At 35.9% G+C, this 25704-nt stretch carries 21 protein-coding genes; 11 read left to right on the top strand and 10 right to left on the bottom strand.

Annotated features, from left to right (window positions below):
- Positions 1-925 precede the first annotated feature (925 nt).
- Entirely contained in the window at positions 926-3730 is a 2805-nt protein-coding gene (locus tag LUA90_RS14920) for a hypothetical protein (RefSeq protein ID WP_231491460.1), read from the top strand.
- Between the two features lie 4 nt (positions 3731-3734).
- Complete coding sequence (locus LUA90_RS14925) at positions 3735-4016, top strand: hypothetical protein (RefSeq protein ID WP_231491461.1); 282 nt, start codon at positions 3735-3737, stop codon at positions 4014-4016.
- A 220-nt stretch (positions 4017-4236) separates the two neighbouring features.
- On the opposite strand, the gene LUA90_RS14930 is transcribed toward LUA90_RS14925, so the two are convergent.
- The 5 genes from LUA90_RS14930 to ispE all read right to left on the bottom strand — a co-directional run bounded on the left by LUA90_RS14930 (position 4237) and on the right by ispE (position 8462).
- Positions 4237-4533 (bottom strand): hypothetical protein, encoded by a 297-nt coding sequence (locus LUA90_RS14930; protein WP_231491462.1) that lies wholly within the window; start codon positions 4531-4533, stop codon positions 4237-4239.
- A gap of 65 nt (positions 4534-4598) precedes the next feature.
- Positions 4599-5321, bottom strand: a complete 723-nt coding sequence (locus LUA90_RS14935) for a pirin family protein (protein ID WP_231491463.1) — start codon at positions 5319-5321, stop codon at positions 4599-4601.
- Between the two features lie 322 nt (positions 5322-5643).
- On the bottom strand, positions 5644-6810 hold the full coding sequence (locus tag LUA90_RS14940) for a PLP-dependent aspartate aminotransferase family protein (RefSeq protein WP_231491464.1): 1167 nt from the start codon (positions 6808-6810) through the stop codon (positions 5644-5646).
- A gap of 80 nt (positions 6811-6890) precedes the next feature.
- Complete coding sequence (locus tag LUA90_RS14945; RefSeq protein WP_231491465.1) at positions 6891-7313, bottom strand: OsmC family protein; 423 nt, start codon at positions 7311-7313, stop codon at positions 6891-6893.
- A gap of 345 nt (positions 7314-7658) precedes the next feature.
- Positions 7659-8462: a 4-(cytidine 5'-diphospho)-2-C-methyl-D-erythritol kinase gene (gene ispE, locus LUA90_RS14950; protein WP_231491467.1), complete on the bottom strand. Its 804-nt coding sequence runs from the start codon at positions 8460-8462 to the stop codon at positions 7659-7661.
- A 432-nt stretch (positions 8463-8894) separates the two neighbouring features.
- On the opposite strand from ispE, the gene LUA90_RS14955 reads away from it, so the two are divergent.
- The 6 genes from LUA90_RS14955 to LUA90_RS14980 all read left to right on the top strand — a co-directional run bounded on the left by LUA90_RS14955 (position 8895) and on the right by LUA90_RS14980 (position 16523).
- Positions 8895-9689 (top strand): thymidylate synthase, encoded by a 795-nt coding sequence (locus LUA90_RS14955; RefSeq protein ID WP_231491469.1) that lies wholly within the window; start codon positions 8895-8897, stop codon positions 9687-9689.
- Between the two features lie 208 nt (positions 9690-9897).
- Entirely contained in the window at positions 9898-10404 is a 507-nt protein-coding gene (locus tag LUA90_RS14960) for a dihydrofolate reductase (protein ID WP_231491470.1), read from the top strand.
- Positions 10405-10558: 154 nt separating this feature from the next.
- Positions 10559-10750, top strand: a complete 192-nt coding sequence (locus tag LUA90_RS14965; RefSeq protein ID WP_231491472.1) for a hypothetical protein — start codon at positions 10559-10561, stop codon at positions 10748-10750.
- Positions 10751-10869: 119 nt separating this feature from the next.
- Positions 10870-13845, top strand: coding sequence for a protein translocase subunit SecDF (gene secDF, locus LUA90_RS14970; RefSeq protein WP_231491474.1), 2976 nt, complete (start codon positions 10870-10872; stop codon positions 13843-13845).
- Positions 13846-14214: 369 nt separating this feature from the next.
- On the top strand, positions 14215-15531 hold the full coding sequence (locus tag LUA90_RS14975) for an NAD(P)/FAD-dependent oxidoreductase (RefSeq protein ID WP_231491476.1): 1317 nt from the start codon (positions 14215-14217) through the stop codon (positions 15529-15531).
- A gap of 131 nt (positions 15532-15662) precedes the next feature.
- The gene (locus tag LUA90_RS14980) at positions 15663-16523 is read left to right on the top strand and encodes a hydroxymethylglutaryl-CoA lyase (RefSeq protein ID WP_231491477.1); all 861 of its coding nucleotides are present in this window, start codon (positions 15663-15665) and stop codon (positions 16521-16523) included.
- Between the two features lie 188 nt (positions 16524-16711).
- Here LUA90_RS14980 and LUA90_RS14985 read toward each other — a convergent pair whose 3' ends face one another.
- From LUA90_RS14985 to fbaA, 3 genes are all read right to left on the bottom strand, one after another.
- Entirely contained in the window at positions 16712-17134 is a 423-nt protein-coding gene (locus LUA90_RS14985; RefSeq protein ID WP_231465221.1) for a GNAT family N-acetyltransferase, read from the bottom strand.
- On the bottom strand, positions 17134-17616 hold the full coding sequence (locus LUA90_RS14990) for a low affinity iron permease family protein (protein ID WP_231491479.1): 483 nt from the start codon (positions 17614-17616) through the stop codon (positions 17134-17136). Before LUA90_RS14990 ends, LUA90_RS14985 begins: the two co-directional genes overlap by 1 nt.
- 123 nt (positions 17617-17739) lie before the next feature.
- Positions 17740-18819, bottom strand: coding sequence for a class II fructose-bisphosphate aldolase (fbaA, locus tag LUA90_RS14995; RefSeq protein ID WP_231491480.1), 1080 nt, complete (start codon positions 18817-18819; stop codon positions 17740-17742).
- A 602-nt stretch (positions 18820-19421) separates the two neighbouring features.
- Here fbaA and accD point away from each other — a divergent pair.
- From accD to LUA90_RS15010, 3 genes are all read left to right on the top strand, one after another.
- A complete protein-coding gene (gene accD / locus LUA90_RS15000) occupies positions 19422-20267 on the top strand; it encodes an acetyl-CoA carboxylase, carboxyltransferase subunit beta (protein ID WP_231465227.1) in 846 nt (281 codons plus the stop codon).
- Positions 20268-20446: 179 nt separating this feature from the next.
- Positions 20447-20893, top strand: a complete 447-nt coding sequence (locus tag LUA90_RS15005; protein ID WP_231491482.1) for a nuclear transport factor 2 family protein — start codon at positions 20447-20449, stop codon at positions 20891-20893.
- Positions 20894-21109: 216 nt separating this feature from the next.
- Positions 21110-22657 (top strand): M20/M25/M40 family metallo-hydrolase, encoded by a 1548-nt coding sequence (locus LUA90_RS15010; protein WP_231491484.1) that lies wholly within the window; start codon positions 21110-21112, stop codon positions 22655-22657.
- Between the two features lie 654 nt (positions 22658-23311).
- Here the strand turns inward: LUA90_RS15010 and LUA90_RS15015 are convergent.
- Positions 23312-24316, bottom strand: a complete 1005-nt coding sequence (locus LUA90_RS15015; protein WP_231491485.1) for a cytochrome d ubiquinol oxidase subunit II — start codon at positions 24314-24316, stop codon at positions 23312-23314.
- Positions 24317-24346: 30 nt separating this feature from the next.
- On the bottom strand, positions 24347-25669 hold the full coding sequence (locus tag LUA90_RS15020; RefSeq protein ID WP_231491486.1) for a cytochrome ubiquinol oxidase subunit I: 1323 nt from the start codon (positions 25667-25669) through the stop codon (positions 24347-24349).
- Positions 25670-25704: the final 35 nt, after the last annotated feature.

Raw genomic sequence — 25704 nt, forward strand, 5'->3', positions numbered from 1 at the left:
GTATAAAATTCTTAAAGCAAAAATACAATACAGGTAATTAGTTAAGCAACTTAAAATCAGTTATTTATATGCATTTTTAAAAAATTCTAAATTATGGAGATTCACATCACCCGCAAGCAAATATGAGCAGGAAAACGGATTATGATGCCTAATTTCATACCAAAAACTGAACAAAATCATGAAAAAAACATACAGCAAACATAAAATTTCAGAGATAAAACAGAAGATTTATATTCAAAATAACGACCTAACAAACACGGAAATTTAATTTTAGTGTTAAAAACGAGCTGAATTATTTGAATGAAATTTTTGCTCCTTTTAGACAAAAACCCAATATCTAGTTTAGTTTGACAAATGCTTACACAATTTAAAAAGCAGACATTTAGTCAGCATCTCTATTTTTTAAGATTACTAATAAATGGCTGAAAAAACATATCGTAGCAAAAACTTGTTGTAGATATAAAGCGGTAATCTATTGAAAATTAAAACCGAAAAATTGTTCATAAAACCAGTGTAAAACATAAATCTAAAATGCAGCATACGTGATGAAAAAAATTGCACGAAATATATTGAAAATCCTAAGTTAATCTTGCAAAAAATTCTAATAAAATGCACAAAAAATAATCGATTGATGTTGAAGCTTTGGTAATCTAAAAGCTGATTGTTGTAAAAAATCTCCCAAGAATTCGGATTAATAAGTGTAAATTTAAGCATTGAAAATTATCAAAATATTTATCCGACTAAAGCCATCGAAAAAGCTTTACAACAATTAAAAAGAGCGCTATTACAACCTACATTTTTTATTTTTTATAATATTATAAATCAATAAAAATCAAACACTTATAATAATATATATAAATTTTAATTTTAATAAGATAGTATGTCAAATTTTGATTAATACTAAATATTTTAGCAATACATATAAATGATTTACGATATATACTTTAAAAAATTAATTATCAGATACTTATCTTTAATTACATTAAGTTCTGTTTCAATACCCGTTTTTGGGCAAATATTTAGCAGTGCCCAAAACCCACTTAGTGTAAAATGGAACTACATCCAGGCTAAAGGTTTCAAAATCATCTATCCTAAAGAATTAGAAAATGAAGCCCAAAGAATGGCTAATACCCTACCCTTTATATATACTAAAGTTGGATTTAGCTTAAGGCAACAAAAGACCTCCATCCCACTGCTGTTACAGAATAGAGGAACCATCGCAAATGGCTTTGTTCAGCTTGCTCCAAAGAAGTCTGAATTTTATGCTACACCACCACAATATTTCGATAGTCAGGATTGGTTAAATAACCTTGCTGTTCATGAACTTCGACACGCTGCACAATTTGACAAATTGACAGGAAACCAAAAACATCCTTTTCCGGAGTTGGTTTACTTTGCTTATTTCGGGGCAGCTTTACCGATATGGTTTTTTGAAGGAGATGCGGTAGTTAATGAGACTGCCATAACCCAATCTGGCAGGGGAAGACAGCCAAGATGGATCATGCCTTTTAGAACCTCACTTTTAGAAGGAAAAAAATTTTCTTATAGTAAAGCTTATTTTGGCTCGAATAAAGATGCCACACCTGGCTACTACCAAACGGGATATTTAATGGTAGCTGATATGAAAGAAAGATATGGAAAATTTATTTCAGACAGCCTGCTATCAGACATTAAAAAAAGACCACTAAGATTCTATCCATTTGCTCAGAGCTTGAAAAAAATTACGGGCAAAAACACAAAAAATTATTTCCTTTCTACTCAAAATAAAATCGCAGAAAACTGGAAAGCACAGGCAGATAAAATCCAAGCAGAAAATTATCCAAGTTTAAACAAAAAAGCATCGCTTGTAACAAACTATTTTTTACCTGTTCGCATCAACAAAAATCAAATTTTAGCATTGAAAGAAAGTAAGCAAGATGCCCGGTATTTTGTTCTTGTAAATGATGATAAAACTGAGCAAAGATTATTTGGAATTGGCTACCAGGAGCAGCCGTGGTTTAGTTACAATAATGATGTTTTAGTATGGGATGAAATCCGCTACGACCCACGCTATAAACAGAGAAACTACAGCGTAATTTGTTCGTATAATTTTAAAACTAAAAAATTTAAAAAACTAAGTAGCCAAAGTCGTATCTTTTCCCCTAGCCTGTCCAATGATGGAACAAAAATTATCGCCGCAAAAGTTGAACTTAACAACCAATTCAATCTTATAGAAATTGATGCTTCAAATGGCGCCATTTTAAAAACCTATCCAAATCCAGAAAATGAAATTCTGCAAACTCCGGCTTTTGATAAAAGCGGAAATCGAATCACATACATCAGCGTAAGCGAAAATGGAAAAAGTTTATGGTTGATAGAGGGCAATAAAAAAACCCGTTTAATTTTTAACAGCAGGCAGCAACTTAGCCGGCCAATTTTTATTGGTAAAAACATTGCATTTAATGCGCACTTTAATGGCATCGATAACATTTACAGTATCGATATCCTTTCGAAAAAAATTACCGCCCTCAGCAATTCAAAATATGGTGCCTTTAATGCATCAGAAACAGAAGATGGAAAAATTATTTTTAACGATTATAAAATTAATGGATATGAAATTTCCGAGCAAACTAAAACAGAGAAACCTGTAGGAAAAGATATTTTTATTGATTTTTCTGCCGCAGCCGAAAAGCAGGAAAACGTTGGCAATGTTTTTAAAAATATTCCAGATAGCGCATATCAATCTAAACCTTTTCATCAGGGCTTAAACCTGTTCAGTTTCCACAGCATCATTCCGGTTATAGATAACGAATATGTATTCGGTTTGGAACTTCAATCCAACAATTTATTAAACACCGTGAACTTTTACACAGGTGCAAAATACCACCGGGATTTAAAGCGATTTGAATACACAGCAGATATTAGCTATAAAGCACTTTACCCAATTTTAAGCTTACAATACCGCAACAGACCAAGAAGAACGTTCTATCAAACTAAAAACAATATCCAGCAGGGAGATTGGAGAGAACATTATTACAAACTTAATGCATCAGTACCCATTTCGTTTAACGCTCGCAATAGTACGTATGCTTTTACGCTCAACACGGCAACTTCTTTTACGCAGCGTTATTTAGCAGAAAACATGCCTGCTAGTTTTATTCGCCAGGTAAAATTCCCTATGGAATATAATTTAACTTTTAACCACAGCGTAAATACAACCGAAAGAGATATTGCACCGCGATGGGCACAAATATTTAGGGCAACATACAATCATCAACCTTTTGATAAAAACCTTGGCGGCGAGATTTTAGCTTTAGAAAGTTTTCTTTACTTCCCTGGTTTTGCAAAAAATCATTCATTTTTGGCAAGTTTCAATTATCAAAAAGCAAGTGGTGTAAATCAGTACGCTACAGAAATTGCAACTGTATATGGCTACAACAACATTTTAGCAAGAAATAAATTGCAAAACACAATGCTTTTCAATTATCGCTTTCCATTCGCCTTTCCCGATTGGGAATTAAGCTCTATTGCCTATGTTAGAAATTTTAGAGCGGGTTTGTTTTGCCATTACGAAAACATAGGTATTAATACCAGAATTACCGAACCAAAAACTTACGGCGTAGAAATAAATAGTAAATTAAACCTTTTGCGGTATCAACCTGTTGTAGATGTTGGCGCAAGATTAGTTTTCGTTAACAAAATTTACAACCAAAACCCGATATTAGAGTTTTCATTTAATTACAGCTTTTAAAACCATGAGCGGAAAAACCATTTTTATAATCGTACTAACGGCACTTCTAACAGCATTTTTATTTCTAAATAGCGATGAAGTTCTATTTAATTTCATTGTTGTAAACGATGTTTTAGTATCCAAACTGCTGGTAATCGGCGTTTGTGTGCTCATTGGCTTTATCATCGGCTTTATTGTTGGTCGCCCTCGTAAAACAATAAGCAGCTATGATGCCGAAATAGAAAAAAACAAGCCGGTTTTAAATAAGAAAGAGTTAACCGACGAAGACAGGGATTATATTTCTTAATTTATATTTTGAAAAGCAAAGCCTTTACTTCGATTTAATGTTGTCCGGGCTTTGCGCTAAATCTTTTTGGCCCTTAATGAAACTTACGAAGTTTAATGCAGTTATGCTTTGTCGACCTTCGTAAGTTGGCCAACAGCGGCCAAAAAGGATATCGCTTCAATCCCGTTTATTGGGCAAGGCAATTTATAACTATTGAAGTTAGCTTAGCGAAATAATCAAACTATGCTAAAGCCGTCATAATTTCTCCGTAAAGCAAACCGCTTCCGCCACCATAATGCTGAATAATTTTTACATCAGGTTTTAAAGCAATTATATTCGCTCTAAGCGCCTTTTCGCATTTCAGACTTATTCCATTACCTAAAAGAACCAAATCTACCTCCTGCGCTTTTAAAATCGAGATTGCTTCTTCATCAGTACAAACGCAAATGCCTTTCCATTCTGGTCGGGCATTAAGCAAACGGTTCATTACAACCGTAATTTCTGTATCTCTGCCAATGTAAAGTATTGTTGTTTGCATATTTCCAAAACTGTAAACCTCATAGGTTTTAAAACCTATGAGGTTTGGTAAAAATAATTATTATCTTAACTTAATTCCATCGGTACATCCATCAACAAAACTTCTGCACCTTCAGTATTTGCCTTAAAACTAATACTATCGGTATCCCAAATACCTAAACCATCTCTCTTGCTTAAAGTTTGTCCGTTAATGGTAACTTCTCCGCTAATTACGAAAGCGTAAACACCATTGCCGGCTTTTTTAATTTTATATTCCGTTTCAAAGCCTTTATCAAATTTACCTAAAGAAAACCAGGCATCCTGATGAATCCAAACGCCTTCATCATCTTGATTTGGCGACAAAATTTGCTGGAAATTATTCTGACGGGCATCTACATCTAAAGCCAATTGGTCGTAACGTGGTGTTACATTTTTTTTGTTAGGGAATAACCAAATTTGCAATAAACTTAGTTTTTTGTCTTCCAAAGCATTAAATTCGCTATGACTTACGCCTGTACCGGCGCTCATTACCTGAATTTCTCCACTTTTTATTACCGCCGAGTTACCCATGCTATCTTTGTGCGCAATGGCTCCGGCTAATGGAATCGTAATAATTTCCATATTATCATGCGGATGTGCTCCAAAACCCATTCCACCATCAATCAAGTCATCATTTAAAACCCGCAAAACGCCAAAGTGCATTCTTTCAGGGTTGTAATAATTAGCAAAGCTGAATGAATGATGAGCATTTAACCAACCATGGTTTGCATGGCCTCTGGTGTTTTCTTTGTGCAAAATAAACTGTGACATAAATTTCCTTTCTTGTTTATGATACAAATTTACTGCAGGTTTTAAACCTGCGCATTGATGTAGGGTAAGTAATATCAGGATTATCGGATGTTAGGATTGAAAGATTGTGGCTATTAATGTTATAGCTAAGAAGAATTGGACTTCTTATTGTTCAAAAAGGCGAGTTTGAGTTTTTAGCAACTAACTGAGTTAAATAAACCAGATTGTAGTGGAAAGCTCCCGATTTTTCTTCGGGACTTGAAACGAAAGGCGGGGCTATCGTAACCAATGCCCCACTGTTATTGCTTTTCAAAAAACGTAATCTGTAAATCTAAAATCGTAATTACGATAGTGCTTGCTCAATATCAGCCAAAATATCGTTTATATGCTCTAAACCGATTGATAAACGGATAGAACCCTGCTCGATACCAACAATATTGCGCTCCTCTTCGCTTAGCTTACTGTGTGTACTCGTAGCCGGATGCGTTGCAATTGAGCGTGTATCTGCAAGGTTAGCCGAAATAGAGAACATTTTTAGTCCGTCCATAAATTTACGGGCGCCTTCTACGCCACCATCAACAACGATGGTAACAATACCACCTCCTTGTTTCATTTGCTTTTTAGCAATTTCATACTGCGGATGCGATGGCAGGAAAGGATATTTAACCAATTTAATTTTTGGATGTTTCTCTAAATATTCGGCTACTTTCAGTGCATTTTCACAATGGCGATCCATACGAACAGCCAGCGTTTCTAAACTTTTTGATAAAATCCATGCGTTAAATGGTGATAAAGCCGGACCACTGTGGCGGGCAAAACCAATAACTTCGGCTATTAACTCTTTAGCACCTAAAATAATGCCGCCTAAAACACGCCCTTGTCCATCAATATATTTAGTAGCCGAATGGATAGAAATATGTGCGCCAAGCTTAATTGGCTGCTGCAAATATGGTGTGGCGAAGCAATTATCTACCACTAAAAGCTGATTGTATTTTTTGGCTAAATCGCCCAGAAATGCCAAATCAATAATATCAATACCTGGATTTGAAGGCGTTTCTACAAATATCATTTTCGTATTTGGTTTAATCAAACCTTCCCAGTCTTGTGGTTTATCTAAATCTGCATAATCGAAAGTAACACCCCATTTAGAAAAAACATTAGTTAATAATTGGTGGGTAGATCCAAAAACCGAGCGACTGGAAACAATATGGTCGCCAGCTTTTAAAAATGCACCGAACGTTGTAAAAATAGCAGCCATTCCGGTTGCAGTTGCAAATCCATCTTCGGCGCCTTCAAGCAAACACATTTTCTCAATAAATTCTGATGTATTTGGATTTGAATAGCGGCTGTAAACATTGCCTTCTTTCTCGTTGGCAAATAAAGCACGCATTTCTTCTGCATCATCAAATTTATAACTCGATGTTAAGTAAATTGGCGCAGAATGCTCTTTGTGTGAACTGCGTTCTGTTTGAGTGCGTATTGCTATGGTTTCAAAATTCTGGGATTTCATTTTTTAGTATCAAGATTTGAGTATCAAGTATCAAGATTAGCTGCCGAGTGTCAAGAACTTGTCTTGCTACTCGATACTTGCTACTTACTACTATTTATTTTATATGTAAAGTTAATTGTTGCAGAGCGGCCTAAAATATTTGATACCGAGCAATACTTATCAAATGTCATAGCTAGCGCCCGTTCTACTTTTGGGGAGCTTAAATCACCAAATAGTTCAAAGTGAATGTTAATAACATCAAAAATCGGCGGTATTTCTTCATCTTTTCGTGTTGCATTAATGGCAATTTTAATATCGGCTAAAGGTTCCTTTTGCTTGGTTAACACATTTACCATGTCAATACCACTACAGCCGCCAAGTCCAACAAGAAGCATTTCCATTGGCCTAAAACCTTTACCCTCGCCACCTATTGCAGCCTTAGCATCCAATTCTACAGTAAAACCGCTTTCATTTTCTGCCTCGAAATTAAATTTCCCGCTTTTGCGGATGAGATTTATAGTCATATTGTTATTATCAAAGCCCCACCCCAACCCTCCCCAGAAGGGAGGGAGCGTAAGACGTTCATGTTAGTTTCAAGCGTTGAGTATAAAGTGTTAAGCCATAAACCTTACAGCCTTTTACCTTTTTTAAGTATCTAGTAATAAGACATTATGCCATAAACCCTACAGCCTTTTACCTTTGTTAAATATCTAGTAATAAGAACCTTAAGTCATACACCTTACAACCTTTTACCTTTATTAAGTATCTAGTAATAAGACCTTATGCCATACACCTTGCAACCTTTTACCTTGGTTAAGCATCTAGTAATAAGGACATTAATTCATAAACCTTAGAACCTTTTACCTTTGTTAAATATTATAATAAACTAAATTGTCTTTTTCCAGTTCGGGCAGTTTAACGGGTTGGTTAAAAATTGCAAAAACCGACGAACCGCTGCCACTCATTAAAGCGAATGTTGCGCCTGCATCGTATAAACTGGTTTTTATTTGATGAATTTGTGGATATTTCGCGAATACCGATGACTCGAAATCGTTGATAACCTTACTCTTCCATGTTGTTAAAGGCAAATGTATGATTTCTTTTAGGCTTTGCAAAGGCTTTTGAGGTTTTACTAACGCATAAGCATCGGCTGTGCTTACGTGTACAGGCGGTTTTACCAAAACTTTAAACCAGGCTGACAAATCTATTTCACATTTTTCAAATTCATCGCCTTTATTAAATGCATAAACAGGTTTATTCTGAATAAAAAAGGCACAATCTGCCCCAAGTTTTCGGGCATAACTTTCCATTTGATTGTTGCTCAATTTCAAATCAAACTTCTCATTAATTAATTTGATAACGAAAGCACAATCTGCCGAGCCACCACCCAAGCCTGCACCTACCGGAATATTTTTCATTAAATTTATTTGCTGCGCAGGTATAGCGTAATCGGCCTTAATCAAATTATAAGCCTGCATACATAAATTGTTGTTTGCATCTCCAGGTATATCAATTCCATGAATTTTACAGGTAGTTATATCGGCATCAACAATCTCCACCGCATCTTTAATTTGGATTGGATAAAAAACCGTTTCCAGATTATGGTAACCATCCGAACGTTTTTCGGTAATATTTAAGCCTAAATTTATTTTTGCGTTTGGAAAGGACAGCATTTTATATTATATAGTTAGTATCGGGTATCAAGGTTTTCTTTCTACCGCCTCTACATAGCGCAAACATACAAAAGTGTTTTTAGTGATTTATGTTTCTTTACAAATCTTAAACCGAATTTGAAGCGCAAAACCTGTAACCCTATTTAAGTTTGTTCCTGTGTTTCGCTTTTACGCCTGCCTGCCTGGTAGGCAGGCTTCGCTTCGTCGTGCCTCCTCGCTGCGGGGTAATCGCTGCACCCAGGGCTATGAAGCAAATTTATGCAACTATTTAAGTTTCAAAAAAAACCGTTACGCCTAATATCATTTCAATGTTAGTAAGTATTAAGTGTGCATAAAAATGCGCATCAACAAATCATAAATTTTCGATATTTGTAGCTGATTATTTATTTATTTAAGATTTTGGAAGTTCCGATTAATCGGGATTAGGGATATATGAAACAATATTTAGATTTAATGCAGCATGTGCTGGATACCGGCGCACAAAAACACGACCGTACAGGAACTGGAACCATTAGCGTTTTTGGCTACCAAATGCGTTTTAATTTGCAGGAAGGTTTTCCGATGGTTACCACAAAGAAATTGCATTTAAAATCTATTATTCATGAATTAATCTGGTTTTTAACCGGCGATACAAACATTAAATACCTTAAAGATAACGGCGTTAGAATTTGGGATGAATGGGCAGATGAAGATGGAAACCTCGGTCCGGTTTATGGTTCGCAGTGGAGAAGCTGGCCAACACCAGATGGAAAACACATCGACCAGATTACAAACATCATCAACACGATAAAAAACAACCCAGATTCGCGTAGAATTATAGTATCTGCATGGAATGTGGCGGAAATCGAAAATATGGCTTTGCCGCCCTGTCATGCATTTTTTCAGTTTTATGTAGCCGATGGCAAACTGAGTTGCCAACTATATCAACGCAGTGCTGATATTTTTCTTGGTGTGCCTTTTAATATTGCTTCTTACGCATTGTTAACGATGATGGTTGCGCAGGTTTGCGGTTTAGAAGCCGGAGATTTTGTACACACTTTAGGCGATGCACATTTATACAATAACCACATTGAGCAAGCGAATTTGCAACTAAGTCGTGAGCCAAAACCAATGCCAACAATGAAAATTAATCCTGATGTGAAAAGCATCTTCGACTTTAAGTTTGAAGATTTTACATTAGAGAATTACGAAGCGCATCCACATATTAAGGGTGTTGTGGCGGTTTAACCCCCCCATCCCCCTAAAGGGAGAGTGAAAAGCAATACGGAAATTAAGGCACACATAAATAGATTGCTTCACTCCATCTCGCATACCCACGCTTCAGTTCGCAATGACGCCCCGATTGTCGTCATTGCGAGGAGGAACGACGAAGCAATCTCATTTTAAGTTAGCACTCTATCTTAAAATTTCTTACCCAATTTAAACCAGTGAACCAATGACAATTGAACCAAAAACCCTTTCCATTGCCGTTGCTGTAGGCGAAAACTTTGCCATCGGCAAAAACAATCAACTTTTATGGCACATGCCTGCCGATTTAAAGTTTTTTAAACAAACTACATCCGGTCATACTGTTATTATGGGTCGCAAAACTTTTGATTCTGTTGGTAAACCTTTACCAAACCGCAGAAATATTGTAATTACCAGAGATGCTTCATTAAATATTGATGGCGTAGAAGTTGTAAATAGTTTAGATGAAGCTTTAGCAATAACTCAAACTGAAGAAAAACCAGTGTTCATTGTTGGTGGTGCGGAGATTTATCGTCAGGCTTTGCCAAAAACCGATACACTCTATTTAACTACCATACATCATAATTTTGATGCTGATACCTTTTTTCCTGAAATAAATAGAAATGAATGGGAAACGGTAAGTTCTGACCCTCATAAAGCTGATGAAAAGAACAAATACGATTATACTTTTGAGGTTTTAAAAAGGAAGAAATAATCGACAATCGTCATTGCGAGGCACGAAGCAATCTTATTGAAAGAGATTGCTTCGTGCCTCGCAATGACGAAATCTGTATAAGCATACCAACTGCGCCACCTAAACCTGATAGAGTGGAAATACTTTTTTGTTGCACTATTGTCAATAAGCTGTCATGCTGAGGCACGAAGCATCTGCAACCGATGAAAGAGATTCCTCGTTCCTCGGAATGACAGAAGTTAAAAAAGATTGGAACGATAGCGGGGCCGAACCAAAGCCAAAAACTACTGCAATTGCTTTCCAAATAAATTTATCAATCAAAATTTTCGGCAAAAACCTGTTTAACGTAACGATTGCATTGCGATAAATCCATGTTAGAAATTAATCTTAATAAATTATCAATTAAGGGGTTCTATAATTTAAAAATTTAATTAGATTTGCCGACTTGTTAAAAAACAGCGAAAGACAAATTATTTTAAACAAACAATGCAAGGAAAAGGTTTTATTAAGTTTATAGCGATAGTTTTAGCTATCGTTTGTGCGTATGCCCTTTCTTTTACACTGGTAGCATCTAGTGTAGAGAAAGACGCCAAAAACTATGCGAAAGGTGATTCGGCCAAAGAAAAGGCTTATTTAGATTCGATGAGTACTGAAAAAGTTTACCCTTTATTGGGCTTTACTTATCAGGATGTTAAATCGAAAGAGATTAATTTAGGTCTGGATTTAAAAGGTGGTATGAACGTTACGATGGAGATATCGTTAGCGGAATTAGTTAAATCATTAGCAGATAACACAACTGATGCTAATTTTAACCAGGCATTACAAAATGCGCAAACCCAATTAAACGCAGGTGGTAAAGATTACATCAAACTTTTTGTTAACGAGTTTGAAAAATTAAGCCCTGGTGTTAAACTTGCAGATTATTTCTCAAATCAGGACAATGCTTCTCAGTTAAAGCCAAATGCTTCAAATTCTGAAGTTCAATCTTTTTTATCAAAAGAAGCTGAAAGCGCAATTGACCGTTCATTTACAATTTTACGTTCACGTATTGATGGTTTCGGTGTTGTTAGTCCGAACATGCAAAAACAACCTGGAACAAACCGCATTTTAATTGAAATGCCGGGTATTCAGGATAAAGAACGTGTTTATAAATTATTACAAGGTTCTGCTGAATTACAGTTTTGGCAAGTTTACCAGGTTCAGGAAGTTGTTTCTTTGCTTGAAAACATTAACAAAACTTTAGCTTCTACTTTAAAAGAAACAGCTCCGGTTGTTAACGATACTACTGCAGCACCTGCGGCAGGTAGCAAATTAGCAGGCTTAGAAAAAGCTGCAGATACCGCTAAAGGTGGTAAATTAGCTGGCTTAGCTAAAAAAGATTCAACAGCTGCTAAAGCAGAAATTGCAAAATCTAACCCATTATTCTCAGTTTTAAGTATTCCTACTTATCAGGCAGAAAATGGTCAGCAATCTTTACGCCCCGGACCAATTGTTGGTTGGGTTGCACAAAAAGATACGGCTAAAGTAAATTCATATTTCAGATTATCAGAGGTTGCCGCTTCTATTCCTTCTTCGATGAAGTTTATGTGGAGCGTTAAGCCGATGGAAGGCTCTAAAGTTTTCGAACTTTATGCAATTAAAGTTACAAGTGCTGATGGTAAACCGGATTTAGGTGGTGAAGCAGTTAGTGATTCACGTAACGATTTTGACCAAAAAGGCAAGCCAGAAGTAACCATGTACATGACCAGCGAAGGTGCTGCGAAATGGAAAAAAATTACTGCTGAGGCTTCTGCTGATGCTCAGAATAAAAAATCTATTGCAATTGTATTAGATAATCAGGTTTATTCTGCTCCAACGGTTCAAAACGAAATTCCAAATGGTGTTTCATCAATCTCTGGTAACTTTACACAAGAAGATACAAAAGATTTATCGAACATCTTAAAAGCTGGTAAACTTCCTGCTCCTGCCCGTATTGCAGGTAGCTTTATTGTTGGCCCAACTTTAGGTGCACAGGCTATTCACGATGGTTTAATCTCTTTCGTAATTGCGTTTATCGTAATCTTAATCTTCATGGCGTTATATTATCACCGTGCTGGTTGGGTTGCAAACTTTGCGTTGTTAATCAACTTATTCTTCATCATTGGTATTTTAGTATCATTAGGTGCTGTATTAACATTGCCTGGTATTGCCGGTATCGTTTTAACCATCGGTTTATCAGTTGATGCGAATATCCTTATTTTTGAACGTGTACGTGAAGAACTTGCTCTAGGCAAAAACATCCCAACAGCAATTAAAGAAGGTTTTAAACATGCAATGCCATCAATTTTAGATGCAAACATTACTGTATTTATCTTAGGTGCTATCCTTTATGCTTTCGGTAGCGGTCCGGTTCAAGGTTTCGCAACTACATTGTGTATCGGTATCCTTTCTTCATTATTTGCAGCTGTAGCAATTTCAAGAGTAGTTTTCGATGCGATGTTAGATCGTAAGATGGAAATCAGCTTTGATAATAACTTTACTCGTAATGCATTCAAAAATTTAGCATTCAACTTCGTTGGTCGCCGTAAAATTTACTATATCATCTCGTCAATTATTATTCTGGCAGGTATTGGTATGTATTTTAAACATGGCGGTTTAAACTTAGGTGTAGATTTTAAAGGTGGTAGAACTTATTTGGTTCACTTTGATAAAACAGTTAACACTGAAGATTTGAAAAGCACTTTAGCACCTGTTTTCGGTAACGAAACACCAGAGGTTAAAACTGCAGGAGAAGATAGCCAGGTAAAAATTACCACTACTTTCCACATCGAAGATCAAGATCCTAAAACGGATAAAGTTGTAGAAGATGCTTTAAACAAAGGTTTGGCAGGTTCTAAATACGAAATTGTAAGCTCGCAAAAAGTTACGCCAATTATCGCCAGCGATATAGTTAACGGCGCTTTCTACGCAGTTTTAATTTCATGTATCTTCATGTTTATCTACATCGTTGTACGTTTCAAAAAATGGCAATATGGTTTAGGTGCAGTACTTGCATTAGCACACGATGTTTTAATGGTATTATCTTTTTATACAATTTTAGATGGTCTTTTACCATTCTCATTAGAAATTGGACAAGATTTTATCGCAGCAATTTTAACGGTTATGGGTTACACTATGACGGAAACTGTTGTTGTGTTCGACCGTATTCGTGAGCGCTTAAAGGAATCAGGTAAAGAAGATTTACATGGTGAAGAGCGTAATCAGTTAATCAACTTCGCGTTAAACAGTACCTTAAGCCGTACAATTTTAACCTCGTTAACTGTATTTTTCGTGTTATTGGTAATCTTTATTTTCGGTGGCGATAGCATCCGCGGATTCATCTTCGCATTGTTAATCGGTCGTATCATTGGTACGTACTCATCTTTATGTATCTCTACGCCTATCGTAATCGATTTGGGTAGCTCTGCAGAAAAAAGAAAATAAGATTCTCTAAATCTTCAAAACATATCAAATGCCTCGATTTTTAATCGGGGCATTTTTTTTGCTATTGATAATTGAATTAACCAATAGTATTAATTTTTTGAAAAACAATTGCAGTGTTACATGGGTTACATCAGCCCTGCTGTACATTCCAATCTTTTTCAAACCTATAAGGTTTCAAAAACCTTAAAGGTTTAATCAAAAGTATTTCCATTGCCATCAGGTTTATTAAACTAAATTCATTGGTTAAAACTTAAAGAAAACCCAAGGTCATATTAAAGTTATATTACTTTCAATAATTGCTGAAAATTCAATTTCTAAACCTTTTGGCTATCTTTTTGTTACATTCGCAACAGATAAAGCAATAGAAAAATGGATTTACAACTTCCAAAAAGCGAGTACCCAAGAGTAGTTATAGTTGGCGGTGGTTTCGGCGGAATTGAGCTGGCTAAACGATTAAAAAACAAACCTTTTCAAGTAGTGATGTTAGATAAACACAACTACCATACCTTTCAACCATTACTTTACCAGGTTGCTACTGGCGGCTTGGAGGCAGATTCTATTGCTTTTCCACTTCGTAAAATATTTAAAGGACAAAAAAATCTAATTTTCAGGGTAACTAAAGTTACCGAAGTTAACGCAGCCGAAAATTGTTTACATACAGATATTGGCAATATCGGTTACGATTATTTAGTCATTGCCACTGGTTCTACAAGTAATTTTTTTGGCAATAAAGAAATTGAGCAAAATTCAATGCCAATGAAATCCATTCCTGAAGCATTGGATTTAAGAAGTTTAATTCTGCAAAATTTCGAGAAATCATTAATAGAAACGGATTTAACCAAAAAAAGCGCCTTACTAAATTTCGTGGTTGTTGGTGGCGGACCAACAGGTGTAGAAACTGCCGGAGCAATTGCTGAACTTAAAAAGCACGTTATTCCTAACGATTATCCGGAAATGGATTTAAGTAAGGTTAATATTTTTCTGATTGAAAATTCACCAGAATTATTAGGGCCAATGTCGCCGCAGGCTCAACAAAAATCTAAAGAGTTTTTGCTAAAAATGGGCGTTCAGGTGATGAACGAAACCCGCGTTTTAGGTTACGATGGACATACACTTTCTTTACAAGACAAATCCCCTATTTTAAGCTCAACAGTAATTTGGAGCGCAGGTGTAAAAGGACAGGTGCTTGCCGGATTAGATAAAGCCGAAATTGTTCGAGGCGGACGCTTAAAAACGGATACGCAAAGTTTAATTGTAGGCTATCCTAATATTTATGCCATTGGTGATGTTGCAGCAATTATAGATGAAGAAACTCCTAACGGACATCCGGGAGTGGCGCCTGCTGCTATTCAACAAGGACATCAGTTGGCTAAAAATTTAATCAATATTATAGAAAAAAAGCCACTAGAAAAGTTCAAATATTTCGATAAAGGCTCAATGGCTACCGTAGGTAGAAATAAAGCTGTTGTAGATATAGGCAAAATTCGTTTTCAAGGTGTTTTTGCCTGGTTTACCTGGATGTTTGTGCACTTAATGACATTGGTTGGTTTCAGAAACAAAATTATAGTATTTGTAAACTGGGTTTGGAGTTATTTTAGCTACGATAGAGGCACCCGTTTAATTATCAGAACATTTGCTAAAGACCGTAGCATTGATTATCGTGAAGAAGTAAAAGAAGTTCATTAGTCATTGGTCATTGGTCATTGGTCATTTTTCAATTAGTCATTATTGTAAAATCGGGTTGTAAACTTCACTATCATTTATCTTCTTCTCTTTTGAGAAAAACTTTGCGCATTTTGCGTTCAAACCAAAATACTATGAGCCAAAATCAGTATAAATTAGTCGAATGTCCTCGTGATGCCATGCAAGGATTGCATAATTTTGTTTCTACTGAATTAAAATCTGAATATTTGAATGTGTTGCTTCAGGTTGGTTTCGATACATTAGATTTTGGAAGTTTTGTATCGCCGAAAGCCATACCGCAAATGGCCGATACTGCTGAAGTTTTAGCAAACTTAGACTTAAGTAATACCTCAACCAAACTTTTAGCAATTGTAGCTAATTTAAGAGGTGTAGAAGCCGCGGTTGAGCATGAACAGATAAATTATCTAGGTTTCCCTTTTTCTATCTCAGAAACATTTCAGCAACGCAACACTAACTCTAGCATTTCACAATCCTTAAGCACCGTTGAAGATATGCTATCGCTTTGCGATAAAAGCAATAAAACCGCTGTGGTTTATCTCTCCATGGGTTTTGGAAATCCTTATGGTGATGAATGGAATTATGAAATTGTGGAACAGTGGGCGGATGTTTTGGTTGGTAAAGGCGTTAAAATTCTTTCTTTGGCTGATACGGTTGGAGTTTCTACACCTGAAAAGATTGAAAATATTTTACCAAAGCTGATATCAAGATTTAATCGTACAGAAATTGGTATTCATTTACATTCTACCTCTTCAGATAGATTTGACAAAATTGAAGCTGCCTACAAAACAGGCGTTAAGAGAATAGATTCTGCTCTAAAAGGCTTTGGAGGTTGCCCGATGGCGGCTGATGATTTAACCGGAAACATCGCTACGGAGGATTTGATTAGCTTCATGAATTCAAAGGGAGAAAACCTCAGCCTTAATATGGATAAATGGAATGAGGCAATGATTTTATCTGGTAGGATATTTGGGTAATAATTTAGCTTTACACAAGCGTCATTGCGAGGTTTAAGTTGTTCCGATTAATCGGGAAAGCAATCTCTAATGATTAGATTGCCTCGTACCTCGCAATGACGGAAAGTTCAAAATTAGACAACCCTATGGATAACAATCATTAAAAAAAATAAAATTTCCGTGACTTCCGTGTTTCCGTTGCAAAAAGCCTAAACCTTCTTTACCATTTTAAAATGCTGAATACCAGCTTCTTCAAATTGCTCCCCTACAGCAGAAAAACCAAACTTGGCATATAAACTCATCGCATCTAATTGCGAATTCAAGTAAATATAATGAGCATCATCAGGCAAATCTGATAAAGCCTCTGCAATCAAAGCTCTACCCACTCCCATTCCTCTAAATTCCTTTAGTACCGCAAATCGTTCCAATTTGTAGCCCAGGTCTGTTTTACGCCATCGGCAAGCCCCACAAGGCTGTCCATTATGCGAAGCTAAAAAATGAACAGACTCATCCTCATGCTCCCATTCCAGTTCTGGCGGACAATTCTGTTCGTCTACAAATACAACTTTTCGTATGGCAAATACTTTATCTAAATCTTCGGGATGGTTGACTTTTTGAACTAGTAGACTCATTATTTATCGTTTTTAAAATGTTTATTCGTTTTAACCTTTAATTCATTTAGTGCTGTTGCCACATCAATTGAGTGTGAGCAGTGAATATCGGCCTCTTTTTTGGCAAGTTCTGCAATCGTAACATAAAATTTATGCAATTGGTCTAATTCATTTTCACTTAGATTTTCAATATCAACCATACGATTACTTGCACCTTGCTGAGCAGCAATTAGTTCATTTAATTTCAATTGAATAGCTTTCCCATCTTTGTTCTGTGCTTTCTGGATTAGAAAAACCATTAGAAAAGTAATTATTGTTGTTCCGGTATTTATAACCAATTGCCAGGTCTCAGAATAATGAAATATTGGCCCAGTAACTGCCCAAATAATTACAATGGCTGTGGCGGCAATAAATGCAAAAGAACTTCCCGTAAACTTAGTTGCAGCGTTAGCAAATTTTTCAAAAAAATTACTATTTTTTGGTTTCGACTTAGATTTTGCCATCACATCAAGGTTTGATTAAATATAAGCATAAAACAAACAAAAGCGCCATTGGTTTTTAAACCAGTGGCGCTTTTGTTTTTCAACTTAAAGGTTAAAATGTTGCAAGTTTACAACATTCAATTATTAAAGTTTATCATTTGCGTTGATGCAATTTAAATCTTCGAAAGCTAAAGTTAAACGTTTAACAAAAGCTTCTTCCGCTTTGCGTAACCAAACACGTGGATCGTAATACTTTTTATTAGGTTTATCATCTCCATCCGGATTGCCAATTTGGCCTTGAAGATAAGCTTCGTTTTGCTTGTAGTAGCCTAAAATACCTTCCCAAAATGCCCATTGCATGTCAGTATCAATATTCATTTTAATGGCACCGTAAGAAATTGCTTCTCTGATTTCTTCCTGAGAAGAACCTGAACCACCATGAAAAACAAAGTTGATAGGTTTTTCAGCGGTTAAGCTATATTTTTCTTTGATAAAATCCTGAGAATTTTTCAAAATTACCGGCTGCAATTTAACATTACCAGGTTTGTAAACACCATGAACATTACCAAAAGCTGCAGCAACCGTAAAACGAGGAGAAATTTTGCTTAATTCATCGTAAGCATAGGCAACTTCACTTGGTTGAGTATATAATTTTGAACTATCTACATCGCTGTTATCTACACCATCTTCCTCACCACCGGTTACACCTAGTTCAATTTCTATAGTCATATTCATTTTTGCCATGCGAGCAAAATATTTTGAAGAAATTTCCATGTTTTCTTCGATAGATTCTTCAGATAAATCTAACATGTGTGATGAAAACAGAGGTTTTCCGGTTTCAGCAAAGAATTTTTCACCGTGGTCTAAAAGGCCATCAATCCATGGCAATAATTTTTTAGCGGCGTGGTCTGTATGTAAAACTACAGCAACACCATAATGCTCTGCCAATAAATGTACATGTTTAGCTGCCGATACAGCACCTAAAATACATGCTTGCAATTTCTCATTATCTAAAGATTTACCAGCATAAAACTGTGCACCACCATTAGATAGTTGAATCATAACTGGCGAATTTACTGCCTTTGCAGTTTCCAATACCGCATTAACCGTGTTTGTACCGGTTACGTTAACTGCTGGTAAAGCAAACTGGTGTTTTTTAGCCTGCTCAAATAATTCTTGAACGGCATCTCCGTAAATTACGCCTTTGTAGCCTTTTAAACTCATCTCTTGTTAATTTTTATTTGTTCGAAGTTATAAAAAAAATTTACATTCCAAGCTTTTGTAACAACAGAATTATTTGCCTTACAACCAAATAGAGGGCATTTAGTGTAGAAAGCACATTATCCTTAGTGTAAGAAACACACACTATTTATAAATTACAATGTTCAAGAATCAATTTTCAAAAACCTAGAGCAACAGGGTATTATAAATCTCAAATTTCAAGAATCAATTATCAAAAACCTAAAGCAGCAGGATATTATAAATTTCAAATTTCAAGAATCAATTATCAAAAACCTAAAGCAGCAGGATATTATAAATCTCAAATTTCAAGAATCAATTATCAAAAACCTAAAGCAGCAGGATATTATAAATCTCAAATTTCAAGAATCAATTATCAAAAACATAGCGCAACAGGTGATTATGATTTTTAAGATTTGGTTATTGCAATTTGATAATTGAGTTTTTGGTAATTGAAATTTGGTTATTGCAATATGATTATTGAGTTGTAAGTAATTGAAATTTGGTAATTTCAATTTGCTTATTGGTTATTCCTCATGTTAATTATATTTTTCGTTTCTTTGCAATCCAATTCTTTAAAAAATTATATGGCCTGGTTTAAAAGAGAAAATAAAGGTATTATTACCACAACTGAAGAGAAGAAAGAGGCACCGGATGGCGTGTGGAATAAATGTCCGAATTGTAAAAAACCGTTGCACCAGACAGAATTACAAGAAAACAAATATGTTTGTCATTATTGTGATTACCATCTGAGAGTAGGTTCAAAAGAATATTTCGAAGTTTTATTTGATAACAATGATTTTAAAGAGCTTTTTGCAAATTTAACTTCTGGCGACCCGCTAAACTTTAATGATAACAAACCTTATACAGAGCGAATCAAAGAAAGCCAGGCTAAAACCGGCTTAAAAGATGCTATCAGAGCAGGTGTTGGTAAAATTGAAGGCGAAGAAATTGTTATTGCCTGTATGGATTTTGCTTTCATTGGCGGTTCTATGGGTTCGGTTGTAGGCGAAAAAATTGCCCGTTCTATCGATTATTCTATAAAACATAAAATTCCGTTTTTAATGATTTCAAAATCTGGCGGAGCACGTATGATGGAAGCCGCATTTTCACTAATGCAAATGGCAAAAACATCAGCCAAACTGGCGTTATTAAGTCAGGCTAAAATCCCATACATCTCTTTACTTACCGATCCAACAACTGGTGGCGTTACCGCATCTTACGCAATGCTTGGCGACATCAATATTGCTGAACCAGGTGCGTTAATCGGCTTCGCCGGTCCTCGTGTAATTAAAGAAACCATTAAAAAAGATTTACCAAAAGGCTTCCAAACCTCCGAATTTGTTTTAGAACATGGTTTCCTTGATTTTATTGTAGATAGAAGAGCAATGAAAGCTAAACTTGCTTCATTTATCAAAATGATGAATAACTAAGTTTTAATAATTGCTCAATTGTTTTAATTGTTCAATTGCTAATTGATATTTGAAAAGCAGGACTTAAGTAACTTCGGTTATTTAAGCCCTGCTTTTTTGCTTTATAGATTTCACAACAAACAGCATACAACTATAAGCTTTATAAATTTTATATCTTTAAGCAACAAACTAACCAAACAATGAAATACTTCGTTACCTGTGCCTTTCTTCTTATCATGAGTAAAATTGCATCCTCGCAAACTAAACAAGATACCTTATCAATTAAACAAGCTGCATTAGATTACATTGAATCTCAGCATCAGCCAAATCCATCAAGAATGGAACGTGCTCTGCATCCACGAATGGTTAAGCGAACTTTTTGGAAAGATAAAGCAACCAATAAGGATTACGTTAGGGAAACTTCTACTGAATCGATGATATTACTTGCTGAGAGCTACAATGTTAAAGGAGATAAATTTCCAGCAAAGCCTAAAAAAGAAATAAAATTATTAGATGTTTCTGAACGAACTGCATCTCTCAAACTTCTTGCAGACGAATGGATTGACTATATGCACCTTGTAAAGTTAAATGGTGCATGGAAAATTATCAATGTGTTATCGCAATACAATGATGTTAAGCAACATTAAAGCCTCAAAAATAGACAAACATTAAACCCAGCATAGTTATATATTTTCCTATATGAAAAAATAGATTGCAAGTATTTTGATTCTGAATTCTACTGTTTAAAATTATTAGATGTTTGGTTCACCAGCAAGGTTTGATTAATCTGCAACATTTCCATTAACATCATATCTCAAAGTATTTATTCCTTAATTTAGCTTATCATTTCAACTAAACTTATTATGAATAAAAAACTACTACTACCATCCCTACTCCTATTTACATCATCTTTTACTTTTTCACAAGACAAGAAGTTAATTGATAATATCGTAAAAGAGGTAAATGAAAATTCGCAATTGGAGAAATTGGCTCATGAGCTTTTAGATGTTGTTGGACCACGTTTAGTAGGTTCACCACAAATGAAACAAGCCAACGATTGGGCAGTAAAAAAATACGGCGAATGGGGCATTTCTGCTAAAAACGAGAAATGGGGCGAATGGCGTGGATGGGAAAGAGGTGTTACGTATATCGATTTGGTTAGTCCTCGTTTAAGAACTTTAGAAGGTACTCAATTGGCCTGGAGCCCATCAACCAATGGCAAAGCAATTAATGCTGAAGCAATTATTTTACCTGCGATTACCGATTCTGTTTCCTTTCAACAGTGGTTACCAAATGTTAAAGGCAAATTGGTTTTAATATCTATGAATCAACTTTCTGGCCGACCAGAAAAAAACTGGGAAGAATTTGCCACAAAGGATTTATTCGAAAAGTTTAAAAAAGAGAAAGCTGATGCTGCAAGAGCTTGGGCAGCAGGCATTGCAAAAACTGGTTTAACCGCTAAAAATTTAGCCTTAGCTATCGAAAATAACGGTGCAGCAGGTATCATTATTAATAACTGGTCGCAAGGTTTTGGCGTTGATAAAATTTTTGGTGCGAATACAACTAAAATTCCAACAGTAGATTTATCTATAGAAGATTATGGTTTAGTTTATCGTTTGGCAAAAAGCGGCAACAAACCAATGCTAAAAATCGAGTCAGAATCTAAAGAACATGGTGTTGTGCCAACATTTAATACATTAGCAGAAATTAAAGGCAAGCAAAAACCTAAAGAATATGTAATGCTTTCTGCTCACTTCGATTCGTGGGATGGTGCGAGTGGTGCTACAGATAACGGTTCGGGAACTATTATGATGATGGAAGCCCTGCGTATTTTAAAGAAATTTTACCCTAACCCAAAACGCACAATTTTAGTGGGCCATTGGGGAAGTGAAGAACAAGGTTTAAATGGGTCAAGAGCTTTTGTAGAAGACCATCCTGAGATTGTAAATAACATACAAGCCTTATTTAATCAGGATAATGGAACAGGTCGTGTGGTTAATATTGGCGGACAAGGTTTTGCAAAATCTAAAGATTACATTACCCGTTGGTTAGCTGCAGTTCCAGATACCATTAAAAATCAGATTAAAACCAGCTTTCCAGGTACGCCAGGTGCCGGAGGTTCTGATTTCGCATCTTTTGTTGCTGCTGGCGCTTTAGGTTATTCTTTAAGCTCTACCAGTTGGGATTATGGAACTTACACCTGGCATACCAACCGCGATAGCTACGATAAATTAGTTTTTGATGAAATTAGAAGCAACGTTATATTGGCTGCAATTATGGTTTATATGGCTTGTGAAGACGCGGAAAAAACGTCAACAGAAAAATCAACTGATTTACCTGTAAATGAACGTACCGGAAAGCAAGCAACTTGGCCTGTTCAAAGTAAAGCGAACAGAAAAGGTGGTTTATAAATAAAAATTTATTAATAAATTAGAAAAGAGCATTTGGAAACAGATGCTCTTTTTTTGATTCGACTGTAATTCATAAAATCCTTTTACAGAAACGAACCCTATAAAGTTGAAATCCCTTTGCAACCTTGAATAATTTGTTATGCTGAGGCACGAAGCATCTGCAACCGATGAAACACCTGCCTGCCGCAGGCAGGGATTCTTCGTTCCTCAGAATGACAGTATTTTAAAAAATTTAATTTTGAAGCGCAAAACCTGTGGTTCTTGGCTCAAGTCCTGTCCCGCCAATACTAAAATCTTTAGGTGAAAATATTACGAGAACGGTGGTCTGAGTTACCAAAAGTATTTCCATTATGTCGGGGCTATTTAACTTTATGCAGTGCCGTTATTAGTGGTTTTCTTGCACCATCCATTCTTCCTAAACCCGATATAGTGAAAATCCTTTTTTATTACCCCGAATTTAATTGATTACCACATTGTTCTTACAAGCAATGACGATTAACAGAAGCTAAAAAAGATTGGAACGATAGCCTGCCTGCTGCAGTCAGGCGGGGCTTTCGGAAACGAAGAGCTACTGTATTTGCTTTTCAAGTAATTTTAAGAACTTGTTTTGGAACTTAATGGTCTTCGACAAGCTCAGACTGACAGATTTAATATCTACTCCTCTTTTTTCTGGAATTTATAAAACAAATAACCTAAAAAGGGAAGAATTAAAATACTACCTAAAAGCAAAGCTAAACCTAAGCTGTAAATGGTTTTTTCTGGTCCAACGGTTTCGAAAAGTGACATTGCGTTGCCATTTTTTAATCGGATAAAATTAGGGAAATGTGCATAGCTAATCGCAACCAAAATCATCGTTACCTGAAATCCGGCTAAAATCCTTAACACTTTGGTTTTTCCTTTAATCAATAAATACCAAAGTAAAATCAGCGATAAACTGGCCAACACAATTGCGGTTAAGCCAACGGTATTTTTGAAAACCCAGTCGATTAACGGAATGTTATCAAAATGAGCAGCAATGAAAACCATTGCACCAAATACAACCGCTCCGATGTTCATGTATTCTGCCTTTTTGATAAACCTTTGCTTGTCGTGGGTGTCTTTAGTTTCTCCGATTAAGTAAATCGCCGCTAAAAAGCCACACAGTGCTACGGTAAAAAATCCAACGGCAATCGAAAACCAATTTAGCCAGCCAAAAACGTAAGCCGAAAGAAAATCATTCGAATTGGTATCAATATGACCGGATATTAAACTCCCGGCAATGATGCCCAAAAAAAGTGATGTTATAAAACTAGAATAGCGGAAAATTCTATTGTAAAGCCATTGCATATCATCTTTAACGGCATCGTAATGGCGAAAAACAAAGGCCGTACCACGAGCTATGATTCCGATAAGCATTATGAGTAGCGGAATATGCAGGTAAACCGACATGGTTGTGTAAATCTTCGGGAAACCTACAAAAAGAATTACGATAGCAATAATTAGCCACATGTGGTTGGCTTCCCACACTGGGCCAATGGCTTGATAGAGCGTTTTACGCGTTCTGCTTCGATTTTTTGTGGATGTAAAGAGCTCAATAATTCCTGCACCAAAATCGGCACCGCCTAAAAGGAAATAAAGCAATATGCCCAAACACAAAAAAGTTATTACAACGTATTCCATAATTTATTTTGTTGCCACAGATTGGCTGAATTATACTTCAGATTTTTTATTATTATAAAGTATTGGAACCATTTTTATCTGCCGATAAAGTAAAAAAGTAACGACAACACTTAACGAAATATAAATTGCCGAGAAAATATAGAAAGAATATGCAATGCCCGGCATTGGCGTTACTGCATCTTTGGTGCGCATAATACCATAAATAATCCATGGTTGTCGCCCAACCTCGGTAACAACCCAACCTGCTTCTAAAGCGATATAACCAAGGGGAATGGCAAATACAAATAACTTTAGCAGCCAACGCTTATTCAGTAATTCTTTTTTGCGAAGCAGGAAGAAGAAGTAAATTAAAGAGATGAGCATTAATAACGTACCGATACCTACCATAATCTGGAAGGCATAATGCGTAATTGCTACAGGCGGTTGTTCGTCCTTTGGAATTTTATCCAAGCCTTTAACTTCTGCCTTGAAATTACCATGCGCCAGAAAACTTAACGCTCCTGGTATTTTTATTGCGCCCTTAACAGTTCTGTCTTTTTCATTTACAATACCGCCTATTAATAAAGGAGCCGGTTTTTCAGTTGTGTACAATGCTTCCATCGCGGCAAGCTTAGCTGGTTGACGTTTGGCTACATCTTTTGCAGAAATATCGCCGCTAATTGGCTGAAGCAATGCGCCAATGCAAGCAAAAACTGCGGCGATTTTAAATGCTTTTAAATGAAATTCTTTATTCTGATTTCTTAAAATCATTAGCGCATGAACTCCGGCTACCGCAAAACCTGTAGCTGTGAAGGCGGCTAAGCACATGTGTAAGGCCTGCGAGAACCAGGCTTTATTAAACATGGCTTGTATTGGGTCGATGTTTAGGTATTTTCCATCTACAAAATCAAAGCCTGCCGGACTATTCATCCAGGCATTTGCAGCAACTACTAAAATACCTGAAGCCAACCCACTTACGCCTACAACCATTCCGGTAAACCAATGAAACCATTTGTTTAATTTATTCCAACCGTAAAGAAAAAAGCCCAAAGCAATAGCTTCAATAAAAAATGCTGTTCCTTCTAGAGAAAATGGCATACCGAAAATTGGTCCGGCGTGTTCCATAAATTTTGGCCATAATAAACCAAGTTCGAAAGACAACATCGTACCAGATACTGCTCCGGTTGCAAAGAAAATAGCTACGCCTTTACTCCAGGCTTTAGTTAGGTTTTTATAAACTTCATCGTTTGTTTTAAGCCACTTATAATGCGATACAGCCATAAAAAATGGCATAACCATACCAATACAGGAGAAAATAATGTGAAAGCCTAATGATAAGGCCATTTGGGAACGAGCTGCTAAAAAATCATCCATATCTGATATTGGATTTTGTGTAACACAAATATAGC

Source organism: Pedobacter sp. Leaf170 (assembly GCF_920984665.1).
Taxonomy (GTDB): Bacteria; Bacteroidota; Bacteroidia; order Sphingobacteriales; family Sphingobacteriaceae; genus Pedobacter.